We start from the raw sequence: 14155 nt of genomic DNA, 5'->3' as shown, positions 1-14155 counted from the left end.
CGGCGGGGGTCGTGGCGGGGCTCATCACGCCTCCGGGAACGTGGGGGCCGGGATGCCGACCGTCTGGAGTTCGGCACCGACCGAGGTGGGGAAGGCGTCGGCCAGGGTCTCGGGCGTCCAGCCGCCGTCGGCGTAGGCCGCGCGGATCTCCTGCGGATGCGACCAGAGTGCCACCTTGTCGCCGCCGATGCCGATGGCCTGGCCGGTGATCCCCCGGGCGGCCTCGGACGCCAGGAAGGGCACCAGGGCCGCGCAGTCCTCGGGGGTGCCGAAGCCCTCGCCCTTGCGCAGGAAGTCCGGGAACGGCTCGCCGTTCTTCAGCGCCTCGACGTACGGCGCGAAGGCGGGGATCGTCTCGGTCATCGCGGTCGCGGCGACCGGGACGATCGCGTTGACGGTGATGCCCGCGCGGCCCAGCTCCATGGACCAGGTACGGGCGAAGGCGGCGATGCCGGCCTTGGCGGCCGCGTAGTTCGTCTGGCCGAAGTTGCCCCGCTGACCGGCCGGTGAGCCGACGAGGATCAGCGTGCCGCCCTCGCCCTGCTCGCGCATCCTTACGGCGGCGGCCCGGGCGCAGGTGAAGGTGCCCTTGAGGTGGGTGGCGATCACCGCGTCGAAGTCGTCGTCGGTCATCTTCCACAGCACCCTGTCGCGCAGGATGCCCGCGTTGGTGACCAGGACGTCGAGCCGGCCGAACTCCTGCACGGCACGGTTCACCAGCCGGTCGGCGGCCGCCGTCGTGCCGACCGGGACCACCTCGGCGACCGCCGTGCCCCCGGCCGCGACGATTGACTTCACGGCCTGCTCGGCCACGGCCTCGTCGACGTCGTTGACGACCACGGACGCGCCGCGGGCGGCCAGGGCATGGGCGTAGGCGAGGCCGAGGCCCCGGCCGCTGCCGGTGACGACGGCGACCTTGCCGGTGAGATCGATGCTGGGCACGACGGTGTCCCTTCACATGGGGTGCGCGGGGTGCTGACTACGAGATCGAAGCTAAGAGCAATAATTGTTGTCGTCAATAGTTGTTGTCGTCCTACGGGTGCGTCATGCTGGAATCTGTACGGAGAACCACCCCCGGAAGGGGACCTAGCCCAGGGAGCCCGCCATCGCCCGCCAGGACAACGCCAGTAGCACCGCCCCGATCGACGCGGACGAGCCGTGGATGCGCGGGCTGCACGCGGACACGGGTTACCTGCTGTACCGCCTGGGACTGCGCTCGGGTCAGTTGTTCAACACGTTTCTCCAGGAGTCCGGGGTACGGCTGCGCCACTACGCCGTGCTGCGCTTCCTGGCCACCGCGGAGGGCGCCCTGCAGCGGGAGCTGAGCGCACGGCTCGGCTACGACCCGAGCGCGATCGTCGGCCTCGTCGACGACCTGGAGAAGCTGGGCTTCGCCGAGCGCCGGCCGGCACCCGACGACCGCCGCAGCCGGATCGTCGCCCTCACCCGGGACGGCCGCGCGTTCCTGCGCGGCACCGAGGAGGCCGGCCTGCGGGTGACGGACGACCTGCTGGCGCCCCTCGACCCGGCCGAACGCGAGACGCTGCACACCCTGCTTCGGCGGATCGCCGAGGACGGACTCACCTGACGCCGTGAGGAGTACCGGATGGACCAGGGCGCCCTCGGCGTGACCGCCCGCTCCGCGCCCGGCCGGCTGCTGGCCGTGCTCGCCGCGTTCGACCACACGCACCCCGCGCTCTCCCTGACCGACATCAGCCGCCGCGCCGGCCTGACCCTCACCACCGCGCACCGGCTGGTCAGCGCTCTGACCGAGTGGGGCGCCCTGGAGCGGGACCCGTCCGGCGCGTATCACGTGGGGCTGCGGCTGTGGGAGGTCGCGGCGCTGGCGCCGCGCGGTCTGGCGCTGCGGCAGGTGGCGCTGCCGTTCCTGGAGGACCTCTACGAAGCCACGCACGAGAACGTCCAGTTGGCGGTGCGGGACGGCTCCGAGGTCGTCTACACCGAGTGGCTGTCCGGGCGTTCGGCCGTCGGTGTGCACATCCGGGTGGGCGCCCGCTGGCCGCTGCACGTCACCGGCGTGGGGCTCGCGCTGCTGGCGCACGGCGACATCGGACTCCAAGAGGCCTACTGCTCGGCGCCGTTGGCCTCCTACACCGCCCACACCATCACCGATGCGGTGCGGTTGCGCCGGGTGCTGGCCGAAGTCCGTCGCTGCGGGGTCGCGGTGAGCAGTCGTCAGGTGACCGAGGACGCCCTGTCGGTGGCCGCCCCGGTGCGCGGACCGGGCGGTGCGGTGACCGCCGCGGTGTCGGTCGTCGTCCCGTACGCCGACGCGCAGGTACCGGTGCTGGCACCGGCCGTACGCCTCGCTGCGCGCGGCATCTCCCGGGCCCTGGGCTGGCAGCCGGAGGGCCGCCCCGGGTGACTTCCCGCACCACGCGGTCGCCGGCTCGCGAGGCCGTAGCGGCCGTGCGCCCGGCGAGTCGGAACCTGCGGACGGGTGCGGACGCGGACGGCGATCCGCGCGCGGCACCCGGCGGGCGACCCGGGGAGCCCACCGGGTGGACTGCGTCTTCGTGACGGAGACCGGTCCACCGGTCCACTGGACGGTGCCGACGCCGATCCCCCGCCGACGAGCCCGCGCGCTGTTTCCTGCGGCGATCCGGTGCCGCCACCGACGCACGGGGCCGGGAGACGCCGCCCCGGCGGACGGCGGCGGCACTCAGGTCGTCCTCACAGGAATCTCAGGTTGTCACCCGGTGATTCACAGGATCGCCCCATGTACGAGGCGCAGGATGCACGCGCAAAGGTGGACAACTCAGGAAGGCGTGCCGTGGGCGTGTCGCACATATCGAACCGGTCGGAACAGCAGCCGGAGGGCTGGTCCCGGCGCGGGATCCTGGGCGTGCTCGGGGCCGTCCCTGCGGTCGCGCTGACCGGGTGCAGCTCCGGGTCGGCGGACGCCTCGGAGAACACGACGGCCAGGACCGCAACGTCGGGTCCCGCGTCCACGAACGCCTCACCGGCCGCCAAGCAGCCGGTGATCTCGGTCACCCCCGCCGACGGCACCAGGAAGGCGGCCTTCACCAGCCCTGTCGAGGTCACCGTGACCGACGGCACTCTCGCCTCCGTGAAGGTGACGGGCAACGACGGCTCGACGCTCGCGGGCTCCCTCGACGACGCCGGGACCACCTGGACGTCCACGGCCGACCCGTACTCCGGGACGAAGTACACGGTCACCGCCCGGGCGGAGGGCGCCGCCGCACAGACGGCCACGTTCACCACCAGGTCCCCGGGCGAGACCTTCGTCGGCTACTTCACCCCCGAGGCCGGCTCCACCTCCGGCGTGGGCATGCCGGTCTCGATCAACTTCTCGCACGCCGTGTCCGACAAGGCCGCCGTCGAGAAGGCGATCACGGTGACCGCCGATCCCGCAGTGGAGGTCGTCGGACACTGGTTCAGCGACACCCGGCTGGACTTCCGGCCGAAGACGTACTGGGCGGCCGGGACGACGATCACCCTCGGTCTGCGGTTGAAGGACGTCGAGGGATCGAAGGGTGTCTACGGTGTGCAGTCGAAGGACGTCACGTTCCACATCGGCCGCGCGCAGATCAGCACCGTGGACCTGTCCGGCAAGAAGATGACGGTCGAGCGGGACGGGGCGACCCTCGCCACCTATCCCGTCTCCGGCGGCGACTCCGACCACACCACCTGGTCCGGGATCATGGTGATCAGCGAGCGGTTCAAGCAGACCCGGATGGAGTCCTCCACCGTCGGCCTCGGCGACGAGTACGACATCTCCGACGTCCCGCACGCCCAGCGCCTGACCACCTCCGGCACCTTCATCCACGGCAACTACTGGGCCTCGACGTCGATATTCGGCAACCAGAACACCAGCCACGGCTGCGTCGGCCTGCACGACGCCAAGGGCGCGAACGACAGCTCCGTCGCGGGCTACGAGTTCTACGCGAGTTCGATGCTCGGCGACGTGGTGGTCGTCGAGAACTCGGGCGAGCGGACCGTCGACGCGGCGAACGGCCTCAACGGCTGGAACCTCTCCTGGAGCGACTGGAAGTCGGGCAGCGCGCTTTTAGCACGTTTGCGTGGTTCAAGCCGTGAACTTCCCTGCCCTGGAAGGAGTTTCCTTGCTTTAAGTCTTGACGGCCTCCGGGTCGGAGAGCACATTGGGCCCACTTTGAGAGCGCTCTCAAAGGCTTTCGAAGACACCCGCGCCCATCACTCCGTACCCGAGAGGCACCCCTCCCATGAGCGCAACCTCCGGCATACCCAGACGGCGACGCGCGCTCGTCGCCGTGCTCAGCACCCTCGGCCTGGCGGCCGCCGCCGCGGCGGCCGTCACCCTGCCCGCGAACGCCTCGGCGCCCACGCCCCCGAGCGGCTGGACGCAGGTCTTCCTCGACGACTTCACCGGCGCCGCGGGCACCGGGGTGAACACCTCCAACTGGCAGTACAGCACCGGTACTTCCTACCCCGGCGGGCCCGCCAACTGGGGCACCGGCGAGGTCGAGACGATGACCAACAGCACCAGCAACGTCTCACTCGACGGCAACGGCAATCTGCGCATCACCCCGCTGCGCAACTCGGCGGGCGCCTGGACCTCGGGCCGCATCGAGACCACCCGCACCGACTTCCAGCCGCCGTCCGGCGGCAAGTTGAGGGTCGAGGCCCGGATCCAGATGCCGAACGTGACCGGCACCGCGGCCGAGGGCTACTGGCCCGCGTTCTGGGCGCTCGGCTCGCCCTACCGGGGCAACTACCAGAACTGGCCCGGGGTCGGCGAGCTGGACATCATGGAGAACGTCCAGGGCTGAACAAGGTCTGGTCGACGATGCACTGCGGCACCAACCCGGGCGGCCCGTGCAACGAGACCACCGGCATCGGCAACTCCGTCGCGTGTCCCAACACGACCTGCCAGTCCGGCTTCCACACGTACTCGATGGAATGGGACCGCTCGGTGTCCCCCGAGGCGATCCGGTTCTACGTCGACGGCGTCAACTACCACACCGTCACCGCCGGCCAGGTGGACGCGACGACCTGGACCAACGCCACCAACCACGGCTACTTCGTGATCCTGAACGTCGCGATGGGCGGCGGTTTCCCGGACGCCTTCGGCGGCGGGCTGGACGGCGACACCGAGCCGGGCCACCCGATGGTGGTGGACTACGTGCAGGTGCTCCAGGCCGCGGGCGGTGGGAGCGGTACCACGCCCCCGCCGTCCGGCAGCCGTGACGCCTACGGCACGATCCAGGCCGAGTCGTACGACAGCCAATCCGGCACGATCACCGAGACGACCACGGACACGGGCGGCGGCCAGAACATCGGCGCGCTCGCGAACGGCGACTACGCGCTCTACAAGGGCGTCACCTTCGGTTCGACGGCGGCGACCCAGTTCCGCGCACGGGTCGCGAGCGGGGCGGCCGGCGGAGTCAGCGGACTGGTCGAGGTGCGCCTGGACAGCCGTACCGCCACACCTGTCGGCAGCTTCGCGCTGGCCAACACCGGCGGCTGGCAGTCGTGGCGGACGGTCCCGGCGAACATCAGCGCCGTCACCGGCACCCACGACGTCTATCTGACCTTCACCAGCGGCCAGCCGGCGGACTTCGTGAACGTCAACTGGATCTCCTTCGGCCACTGATCGACGGCCACGCGGCGCCGGGCGGCCGACCTCCGTGTACGGGTCGGCTCCCGGCGCCGCGTGCGCGACCCGTTCCCCGCCGGTCGGAGCGCACCCCGGTCGCCTCAGCGCAGTTCCGCGCGGAAGGCCACCGGGGTGTTCCCCGTGTGCAGTTGGAAGTACCTGGAGAAGTTCGCCGGGTCGGGAAAGCCCACCGCCGCCCCCACCCGGCCGATCGGCAGGTCCGTATGGGCCAGGAGCCGCTTCGCCTCCAGGACGACCCGCTTGTCGATGAAGCCCTTCGGCGTCTCGCCGGTGGCGGCGCGGACCGCGCGCACCAGGGTGCGGCGGGAGTAGCCGAGCGCGTCGGCGTAGGCGCTGACGCTGTGGTTGGTGGCGAAGTCCCGCTCCACGGCGTCCCGGAAGAGCGTGAACGTGGTGTCGGCCTGGCCGCGTGCCGCCTCCGCGCTGCTCGCCGCCAGGTGCGCCAGCCGCAGCAGGAACGCGGTGAGGGAGTGCCGCAGCACCGCCGTGTGCAGACTCAGGGGCAGCGTGCCGCCGGCGCCCCCGTCGTCGTACTCCCCCCGCAGATACGCCAGCGCCGCGCGCAGGCCCGCGAGCTGCGGCGCGTCCGGGTGCAGCAGCGGCGGCAGGTCGTAGCGGTACAGCCCCGCGGCCTCGACGGTGGCGCGCGGCAGAAAGCCGGGCTGCATGGTCAGGACCGTTCCGCGGTACTCGCTCGACTTCGAGAAACGGTGGACCTGGCCCGGGCGGATCCACAGCACGTCGCCGGCCGCCGCCTCGTGTTCGGCGAAGTCGATCATGTGGCGGACGGGGCCGTCGTCGAAGAGCATCACCACGTGGAAGTCGATGCGGTGCACCCGGTCCAGCGGCGCGTCGGTGCGCCAGGGGCGGCCCGCGCCCATCGGGCCCACCTGCATGCCGACGCCGCCGACGCTGAGTTCGACGGGAAAGGGGAAGGTCGTGATGCCCTCACCGGCGCCGTCTTGGGTACGTGTGTCCACCATGTCCGTCTCATGCCGCCCAGTTGCCGCCCGGCGGGCTCATGTGTCGCCCGCGGGTGTCCCACTTTCACCACAGGCTGACACAGGAAGACCTTCCCCCTTAAAAGTCAGACTTTTAGGTTTGAACACATCAGGCAGCCGACCCCGCTCCTATCGAGGACTTCTTGAAGATGAGCATGCAGACGCCGAACGGCTTCGAGTGGACCGAACGTGACCGGCGTGCCGTCGACACCGCGCGTCTCCTGGCGGCGGATGCCGTACAGCAGGTGGGCAACGGCCACCCCGGAACCGCCATGAGCTTGGCGCCCGTCGCGTACACGATCTTTCAGAAGGTGATGCGACACGACCCGGCGGACCCCGAGTGGACGGGTCGTGACCGCTTCGTCCTGTCCCCCGGCCACACCTCACTGACGCTGTACACCCAGCTCTTCCTCGCCGGCTACGAGCTGGAGCTGGACGACGTCAAGCGCTTCCGTACGCACGGCTCGAAGACGCCCGGTCATCCCGAGTACGGCCACACCGCCGGGGTCGAGACCACCACCGGACCGCTCGGCCAGGGCGTCGCCAACGCCGTCGGCATGGCGATGGCGGCCCGCTACGAGCGCGGCCTGTTCGACCCCGACGCCCCGCAGGGCGAGTCGCCGTTCGACCACACCGTCTGGGGCATCGTCTCCGACGGCGACCTGGAGGAGGGCGTCTCCGCCGAGGCCTCCTCCCTCGCCGGCCACCAGAAGCTCGGCAACCTCGTCTTCGTCTACGACGACAACCACATCTCCATCGAGGGCGACACCGCCACCGCCTTCTCCGAGGACGTGCTGAAGCGGTACGAGGCCTACGGCTGGCACACCCAGCGCGTCGAGCCGACCGAGGACGGCGACGTCGACGTCCCCGCCCTGTACGCGGCCCTGAAGGCGGCGCAGGCCGAGACCGGGCGCCCCTCGATCATCTCGCTGCGCACGATCATCGCCTGGCCCGCGCCGAACGCCCGCAACACCGAGGCCTCCCACGGCTCGGCTCTCGGCGCGGAGGAGATCGCCGCCACCAAGCGTCTCCTCGGCTTCGACCCGGAGCGCGGCTTCGAGGTCTCCGACGAGGTCCTCGCGCACACCCGCGCCGCCCTCGACCGGGGCGCCGAGGCCCACGCGGCCTGGGACCGGGAGCTGGCGAAGTGGCGCGACGCCGACCCCGGGCGCGCCCAGCTGTTCGACCGGGTCCTCGCGGGCCAGCTGCCCGAGGGCTGGGAGGACGCGCTGCCGGTGTTCGAGCCCGGCAAGGCGGTCGCGACCCGGGCCGCCTCCGGCAAGGTGCTCCAGGCGCTCGGGGCGGTCCTGCCCGAGCTGTGGGGCGGCTCCGCCGACCTCGCGGGTTCCAACAACACGACGATCGACAAGACCTCCTCGTTCCTCCCCGAGGGCAACCCGCTGCCCGAGGCGAGCCCGTACGGCCGTACCGTCCACTTCGGTATCCGCGAGTTCTCGATGGCCGCCGAGATGAACGGCATCGCGCTGCACGGCAACACCCGCATCTACGGCGGCACCTTCCTGGTGTTCTCCGACTACATGCGCAACGCCGTGCGGATGTCGGCGCTGATGCAGCTGCCGGTGACGTACGTGTGGACGCACGACTCCATCGGCCTCGGCGAGGACGGCCCCACCCACCAGCCGGTGGAGCACCTGGCCTCGCTGCGCGCGATCCCGGGCCTGAACGTCGTACGGCCGGCCGACGCCAACGAGACGGCGATCGCCTGGGCCGAGATCCTCAAGCGGCACGCCACCCGGCCGGCCCCGCACGGTCTGGTGCTCACCCGGCAGGGCGTGCCGACGTACACGCCGGACCCGGACGCCGCGAAGGGCGGGTACGTCCTGGTGGAGTCCTCGACCGCCACTCCCGAGGTCGTCCTCCTCGCCACCGGCTCCGAGGTGCAGCTGGCCGTGGCCGCGCGCGAGGCGCTCGAGGCCGAGGGAACCGGCGTCCGGGTGGTGTCGATGCCGTCCGTGGAGTGGTTCGAGGAGCAGCCGCGCGAGTACCGCGACCGCGTCCTGCCGCCGTCGGTGAAGGCCCGCGTCGCGGTGGAGGCGGGCATCGGCCTCACCTGGCACCGGTTCGTCGGGGACGCCGGACGCATCGTCTCCCTCGAGCACTTCGGCGCCTCCGCCGACGCGCAGACCCTGTTCACCGCATACGGCTTCACCGCCGAGAACGTGGCCGCAGCGGCCCGGGAATCACTCTCCGCCGCGCGCGGTTGATCCGACCGCCAGAAAGAAGATGATCGAAGTGACCGAAGCAACCGCGACCGCGGGAGCACTGGAGCGCCTGTCGAACGAGGGCGTCTCCGTCTGGCTGGACGACCTGTCACGCAAGCGGATCGCCTCCGGCAACCTCGCCGAGCTCGTCGCGACGAAGCACGTCGTCGGCGTCACCACCAACCCGTCCATCTTCCAGGCGGCGATCGGCTCCGGGGAAGGGTACGAGGAGCAGCTCGCCGACCTGGCGGTGCGCGGCGTCACGGTCGACGAGGCCGTCCGGATGATGACGACCGCGGATGTGCGGGCCGCAGCCGATATCCTGCATTCCGTATACACCGCGACGGGCGGTCGGGACGGCCGGGTCTCCATCGAGGTCGACCCCCGGCTGGCCCATCACACGGCCGCCACCATCGCCGAGGCCAAGCAGCTCGCCTGGCTGGTCGACCGCCCCAACGTCATGATCAAGATCCCGGCGACGCGGGCCGGTCTCCCGGCGATCACCGAGGTCATCGGCCTCGGGATCAGTGTCAACGTCACGCTGATCTTCTCGCTGGAGCGCTACCGCGAGGTCGTCGACGCCTACCTGGCGGGCCTGGAGAAGGCCGCGGCCAGGGGCCTGGACCTCTCCACGATCCACTCGGTGGCCTCGTTCTTCGTCTCCCGGGTGGACTCCGAGATCGACAAGCGGCTGACCGTGCTCGGCACCGACACGGCCCGCACGCTGAAGGGGAGGGCGGCGCTCGCCAACGCCCGGCTGGCCTACCAGGCGTACGAGGAGATCTTCGCGGGTGACCGCTGGACCGCGCTCGCCGCGGCCGGGGCGAACAGGCAGCGTCCGCTGTGGGCATCCACCGGTGTGAAGGATCCTGCCTACAAGGACACGCTGTATGTGGACGATCTGGTCGCACCGGGCACGGTCAACACCATGCCCGAGGCCACGCTGAACGCCACCGCCGACCACGGTGACATCACCGGTGACACGGTCACCGGCGGCTACGCCCGGGCGCGAGCCGACCTCGACGCCATCGAGGCGCTCGGCATCTCTTACGACGAGGTGGTCACCCGTTTGGAGGACGAGGGTGTCGCCAAGTTCGCGGTGGCGTGGCAGGACCTTCTGGACGCGGTCACGAAGTCGTTGATGAGCAAGGGAGTTGACGCGGAATGAGCACCAGCAGTCTCGGCGCGGCCTGGGAGAATCCCCTGAGGGACGCCCGTGACCGGCGCCTGCCCCGTATCGCGGGCCCTTCCGGCCTCGTCATCTTCGGCGTGACCGGAGACCTGTCCCGCAAGAAGCTCATGCCGGCGGTCTACGACCTCGCCAACCGCGGTCTGCTCCCGCCGGGCTTCTCGCTCGTGGGCTTCGCCCGCCGCGACTGGGAGGACCAGGACTTCGCGCAGGTCGTCCACGACGCCGTGCGTGAGCACTCGCGGACCCCGTTCCGCGAGGAGGTCTGGCAGCAGCTGGCCGAGGGCATGCGGTTCGTCCCCGGCGACTTCGACGACGACACGGCGTTCAAGCAGCTGCGGGACGCCGTCGAGGAGCTGGACTCCTCCCGCGGCACGGGCGGCAACTTCGCCTTCTACCTCTCCGTACCGCCGAAGTTCTTCCCCAAGGTCGTCGAGCAGCTCAAGAAGCACGGGCTGGCGAAGGGGCCGGAGGGCTCCTGGCGGCGGGCCGTCATCGAGAAGCCGTTCGGGCACGACCTGGCCAGCGCGCGGGAACTGAACACGGTCGTGCACGACGTGTTCGAGCCGGACCAGGTCTTCCGCATCGACCACTACCTGGGCAAGGAGACCGTCCAGAACATCCTGGCGCTGCGCTTCGCCAACACCATGTTCGAGCCGATCTGGAACCGGTCGTACGTCGACCACGTGCAGATCACCATGGCCGAGGACATCGGCATCGGCGGCCGGGCCGGCTACTACGACGGCATCGGCGCCGCCCGTGACGTCATCCAGAACCATCTGCTCCAGCTCATGGCCCTCACCGCGATGGAGGAGCCCGCCGCCTTCGACGCGAACGCGCTGCTCACCGAGAAGCTCAAGGTGCTCAGGGCGGTGAAGCTGCCCGACGAGCTGGGCAAGCACACGGTGCGGGGGCAGTACGCGGGCGCCTGGCAGGGCGGTGCGAGGGTGAGCGGCTACCTGGAGGAGGACGGCATCGACCCGGCCTCCACGACGGACACGTACGCCGCCGTGAAGCTGAACGTCGACAACCGCCGCTGGGCGGGCGTGCCGTTCTACCTGCGCACCGGCAAGCGGCTCGGCCGCCGGGTCACCGAGATCGCGGTGGTCTTCCAGCGCGCTCCCCACTCCCCCTTCGACTCCACCGCGACCGAGGAGCTCGGCCAGAACGCCATCGTCATCCGCGTCCAGCCGGACGAGGGCATCACGGTGCGGTTCGGCTCCAAGGTGCCGGGCACCTCGATGGAGATCCGGGACGTCACGATGGACTTCGCCTACGGCGAGTCCTTCACGGAGTCCAGCCCGGAGGCGTACGAGCGCCTCATCCTGGACGTGCTGCTCGGGGACGCCAACCTGTTCCCCCGCCACCAGGAAGTGGAAGAGTCCTGGAAGATCCTCGACCCGATCGAGGAGTACTGGGCGCGGCACGGCAGGCCGGCGCAGTACGCCTCGGGAAGCTGGGGACCCGAGGAAGCCGACGAGATGCTCGCACGAGACGGACGGAGCTGGCGCAGGCCATGAAGATCGACCTGACCGACACCACGGCAAGCAAGATCAACAAGGCGTTGGTGCGGGGTCGCCGCGCCATCGGCACACCGGCCGTGGGCATGGTCCTGACGATGGTCATCGTCACGGACGAGGAGAACGCCTACGACTCGATCAAGGCGGCCGAGGAGGCCTCGCACGAGCACCCCTCGCGCACCCTGGTCGTCATCAAGCGGCACGCCCGCAGCCCGCGCGACCGCACCAACGCCCGTCTCGACGCCGAGGTACGCGTGGGCGCCGACGCGGGCACCGGCGAGACGGTCATCCTGCGGACGTACGGCGAGGTGTCCGAGCACGCCGACTCCGTCGTCCTGCCGCTGCTGCTGCCGGACGCGCCGGTCGTCGTGTGGTGGCCGGTGGACGCGCCGGTGCACCCCGCCAAGGACCCGCTGGGCGCCCTCGCGCAGCGCAGGATCACCGACATGTACGCCGTCGAGCGGCCCCTGACGGCCCTGGCGGCGCGCGTGAAGTCGTACGCGCCCGGCGACACCGACCTCTCCTGGACCCGGCTCACCCCGTGGCGCTCGATGCTCGCGGCGGCCCTGGACCAGGCCCAGGTGCCGATCATCTCGGCGGCCGTCGAGAGCGAGGCCGACAACCCCAGCGCCGAGCTGCTCGCGCGCTGGCTGGAGGCCCGGCTGCACGTCACGGTCGACCGGGTCGTCACCGCGGGCCCCGTCGTCACGGCCGTCCGGCTCGGCACCGCGAACGGCGAGATCGTCATCGACCGCCCCGAGGGCCCGCTCGCCACGCTCACGCTGCCCGGCCAGCCCTCGCGCACTCTCGCGCTGAAGGTCCGCGCCACCTCCGAACTGATCGCCGAGGAGCTCAGGCGCCTCGACGCGGACGAGATGTACGCCGTCGCCCTGCGGGGCGAGGGCACCAAGGAGACTCCCGCCCATGTCTGACACCCCCCGGCTCGACCAGCGGCCCGAGTGGACCGCACTGAAGGACCACCGCGCCCGGTGGCAGAAGCACCTGCGGGAGCTGTTCGCGGCGGACCCGCAGCGCGCGGAGCGGTACGTCGTGCGCGTCGGCGACCTGCGCATCGACTACTCCAAGAACCTGGTCACCGACGAGACCCTCGCCCTGCTGCGCGAACTCGCCGCGGCCACCGACGTGTTCGGGCTGCGCGACGCCATGTTCCGCGGCGAGAGGATCAACATCACCGAGGGCCGCGCGGTCCTGCACACCGCGCTGCGGGCCCCCGCGGACGCCGTCGTCGAGGTCGACGGCGAGAACGTCGTCCCCCAGGTCCACGCCGTGCTGGGCAGGATGAGCGGTTTCGCCGAGCGGGTGCGCTCCGGTGAGTGGACCGGTCACACGGGCCGCCGTATCCGCAATGTCGTCAACATCGGCATCGGCGGCTCCGACCTGGGGCCCGCGATGGCCTACGAGGCGCTGCGGGCGTACACGGACCGCTCGCTGACCTTCCGGTTCGTCTCCAACGTCGACGGCGCCGACCTCCACGAGGCGGTCCACGGCCTGGACCCCGCCGAGACGCTGTTCATCGTCGCCTCCAAGACCTTCACCACGATCGAGACGATCACCAACGCCACCTCGGCCCGCACCTGGCTCCTGAAGGGGCTGGACGGCGACGAGAAGGCGGTCGCGAAGCACTTCGTCGCGCTGTCCACGAACGCCGAGAAGGTCGCGGACTTCGGCATCGACACGGCCAACATGTTCGAGTTCTGGGACTGGGTCGGCGGACGCTACTCCTTCGACTCGGCGATCGGGCTGTCGCTGATGATCGCCATCGGCCCGGAGCGGTTCCGTGAGCTGCTCGACGGGTTCAGGATCGTCGACGACCACTTCCGCACCGCGCCCGCCGAGTCCAACGCGCCGCTGATCCTGGGCCTGTTGGGCATCTGGTACGGCAACTTCTTCGACGCGCAGTCGCACGCCGTGCTCCCCTACAGCCACTACCTGTCCAAGTTCACCGCCTACCTCCAGCAGCTCGACATGGAGTCCAACGGCAAGTCGGTGGACCGCGCGGGACGGCCCGTGCAGTGGCAGACCGGGCCGGTGGTGTGGGGCACTCCCGGCACCAACGGACAGCACGCCTACTACCAGTTGATCCATCAGGGCACCAGGCTGATCCCCGCCGACCTGATCGGCTTCGCCCGTCCGCTCGACGAGCTGAGCGGCGAACTCGCCTCCCAGCACGACCTGCTGATGGCGAACCTGTTCGCGCAGGGGCAGGCCCTCGCCTTCGGCAAGACCGCCGAGGAGGTCCGCTCGGAGGGCGTGCCCGAGGAGCAGGTGGCGCCCCGCACCTTCCAGGGCAACCACCCCACCACCACGATCCTCAGCCCCGAGCTGACCCCCTCGGTCCTGGGTCAGCTCATCGCCCTCTACGAGCACAAGGTGTTCGTGCAGGGCGCCGTGTGGGACATCGACTCCTTCGACCAGTGGGGCGTGGAGCTCGGCAAGGTGCTCGCCAAGCGCGTCGAACCCGCCCTCACCGAGGGTGCCGAGGTGCCCGGCCTCGATCCCTCCACCGCCGCTCTCGTCGCCGCCTACCGCGAACTCAGGAAGTAGTGAACTGACATGACATC

9 protein-coding genes and 2 pseudogenes are annotated in these 14155 nt (G+C 70.7%); 9 read left to right on the top strand and 2 right to left on the bottom strand.

What is annotated here, in order from left to right:
- Positions 1-24: 24 nt before the first annotated feature.
- Complete coding sequence (locus tag QF030_RS33595) at positions 25-942, bottom strand: SDR family NAD(P)-dependent oxidoreductase (RefSeq protein WP_307166317.1); 918 nt, start codon at positions 940-942, stop codon at positions 25-27.
- Between the two features lie 220 nt (positions 943-1162).
- Between QF030_RS33595 and QF030_RS33590 the strand changes: the two genes are divergently transcribed.
- The 4 genes and pseudogenes from QF030_RS33590 (at position 1163) to QF030_RS33575 (ending at position 5617) form a co-directional block, all read left to right on the top strand.
- Positions 1163-1588, top strand: coding sequence for a MarR family winged helix-turn-helix transcriptional regulator (locus QF030_RS33590; RefSeq protein ID WP_307166316.1), 426 nt, complete (start codon positions 1163-1165; stop codon positions 1586-1588).
- 18 nt (positions 1589-1606) lie between these two features.
- Positions 1607-2386 carry an IclR family transcriptional regulator gene (locus QF030_RS33585; protein ID WP_307166315.1) on the top strand — a complete coding sequence of 260 codons (780 nt, stop codon included), beginning with the start codon at positions 1607-1609 and terminating at the stop codon, positions 2384-2386.
- A 408-nt stretch (positions 2387-2794) separates the two neighbouring features.
- Positions 2795-4051, top strand: a pseudogene (locus tag QF030_RS33580) (L,D-transpeptidase); the annotation flags it as partial.
- Between the two features lie 175 nt (positions 4052-4226).
- Positions 4227-5617, top strand: a pseudogene (locus tag QF030_RS33575) (glycoside hydrolase family 16 protein).
- Between the two features lie 104 nt (positions 5618-5721).
- Here QF030_RS33575 and QF030_RS33570 read toward each other — a convergent pair.
- On the bottom strand, positions 5722-6624 hold the full coding sequence (locus QF030_RS33570) for a helix-turn-helix domain-containing protein (RefSeq protein WP_307166314.1): 903 nt from the start codon (positions 6622-6624) through the stop codon (positions 5722-5724).
- Positions 6625-6791: 167 nt separating this feature from the next.
- Here QF030_RS33570 and tkt point away from each other — a divergent pair, with 167 nt between their 5' ends.
- Genes tkt through pgi form a run of 5 tightly spaced genes read left to right on the top strand, consistent with a single transcriptional unit; the run spans position 6792 to position 14138 of the window.
- Positions 6792-8867: a transketolase gene (gene tkt, locus QF030_RS33565; RefSeq protein ID WP_307166313.1), complete on the top strand. Its 2076-nt coding sequence runs from the start codon at positions 6792-6794 to the stop codon at positions 8865-8867.
- A gap of 19 nt (positions 8868-8886) precedes the next feature.
- On the top strand, positions 8887-10032 hold the full coding sequence (gene tal / locus QF030_RS33560; RefSeq protein ID WP_307166312.1) for a transaldolase: 1146 nt from the start codon (positions 8887-8889) through the stop codon (positions 10030-10032).
- Positions 10029-11573: a glucose-6-phosphate dehydrogenase gene (gene zwf, locus QF030_RS33555; RefSeq protein ID WP_307166311.1), complete on the top strand. Its 1545-nt coding sequence runs from the start codon at positions 10029-10031 to the stop codon at positions 11571-11573. Before tal ends, zwf begins: the two co-directional genes overlap by 4 nt.
- Positions 11570-12505, top strand: a complete 936-nt coding sequence (gene opcA / locus QF030_RS33550; protein ID WP_307166310.1) for a glucose-6-phosphate dehydrogenase assembly protein OpcA — start codon at positions 11570-11572, stop codon at positions 12503-12505. The genes zwf and opcA overlap by 4 nt, the downstream gene beginning before the upstream one ends.
- Complete coding sequence (gene pgi / locus QF030_RS33545) at positions 12498-14138, top strand: glucose-6-phosphate isomerase (protein WP_307166309.1); 1641 nt, start codon at positions 12498-12500, stop codon at positions 14136-14138. The genes opcA and pgi overlap by 8 nt, the downstream gene beginning before the upstream one ends.
- The last annotated feature ends 17 nt before the right edge of the window (positions 14139-14155 follow it).

The organism is Streptomyces rishiriensis, from assembly GCF_030815485.1.
GTDB classification, from domain to species: domain Bacteria; phylum Actinomycetota; class Actinomycetes; order Streptomycetales; family Streptomycetaceae; genus Streptomyces; species Streptomyces rishiriensis_A.
The sequence above is the reverse complement of the archived record's forward strand: the minus strand, read 5'-3'. Positions and strand labels throughout refer to the sequence as shown.